The organism is Synechococcus sp. 'PEA 65AY6A-5F PE A', from assembly GCF_047462575.1.
Classification (GTDB): Bacteria; Cyanobacteriota; Cyanobacteriia; order Thermostichales; family Thermostichaceae; genus Thermostichus.
The window spans coordinates 1-945 of the sequence record NZ_JAOALE010000083.1 but is presented as its reverse complement, the minus strand read 5'-3'; the positions used below and the strand labels follow the sequence as shown (position 1 = coordinate 945).

1 protein-coding gene and 1 pseudogene are annotated in these 945 nt (G+C 58.1%); one reads left to right on the top strand and one right to left on the bottom strand.

Annotated features, from left to right (window positions below; translation table 11 throughout):
• A pseudogene (locus tag GG26_RS13640) lies at nt 1–153 on the bottom strand (IS200/IS605 family transposase); the annotation flags it as partial.
• Between GG26_RS13640 and GG26_RS13635 the strand changes: the two are divergent.
• The coding region (locus GG26_RS13635; RefSeq protein WP_414391183.1) for an RNA-guided endonuclease InsQ/TnpB family protein at nt 109–945 on the top strand (837 nt) is incomplete at its 3' end. The pseudogene GG26_RS13640 and the gene GG26_RS13635 overlap by 45 nt on opposite strands.

Here is a 945-nt window from a genome sequence, read left to right as displayed (position 1 = left end):
TATCACCCGACGACGGTACTTTGTCACCAGCACCAAGTGGATTTGTAGGCTGTAAACAGAACGATGGCCTATGTTGTAGCTCGTTGCGCTAAATGCTAGAACCGTCTCATGATTATCACCCACGAGTACCGGATCCTGCCCAGCGACGACCAAGCCGCTCTGATGACCGAGTGGCTGGAATTGTTGCGGCGGCAGTGGAACGACGCTCTGGGGCAGAGACTGGATTGGCTGACCGCAACCCGTTGCCCAATTGACCGCTGCAGTCTTGTCTCTTGTCCGTTGCCTGTGTCAGAACCCCCGCTGGAGCCGAATTATTATCGGCAGGCGGGATCCCTCAAACAAATCAAGCAACTGTTCCCGGCCTACCGGGGCATTTACGCCGAGGTGCTGCAGCAAAACTTGATGCGGCTGGACAAGGCGTGGAAAGCGTGGCGGGAGCCGGATAGCACAGGCAAGCGGCGGGGGCGGCCTCGCTTCAAAAAAGCGGGGGAGTTGAGATCCTTCACATTCCCCCGCATCAATTGCCCCAAGGCGGGAGCGCATCTGGAAGGGGAGACTCTGCGGCTGAGCAAGATTGGCTCGATGCCTGTGGTGCTGCACCGCCCCTTGCCGGAGGGGTTTGTGCCCAAAACCTGCACAGTGGTGCGCAAGGCCGATGGGTGGTATGTCTGCATCACCTTGGAAGACAAAAGCGTTCCTCTCCCAGAGCCTGTGCCGATCAAAAGGGTGGTGGGCATTGATGTGGGATTGGATAGGTTTCTCACCACCAGCGATGGGGAGGTGGTGCCTATCCCGCGGTACTACCGCCGAGCCCAAAAACACTTGGCTCGACAGCAGCGGCAACTGAGCCGCAAGGTGAAGGGGTCCGCCAACTGGAAGAGACAAGCCACGAAAGTTGCTTGTTTGCAGTTGCACGTTGCCCGACAACGCAAAGCGTTCCACTAC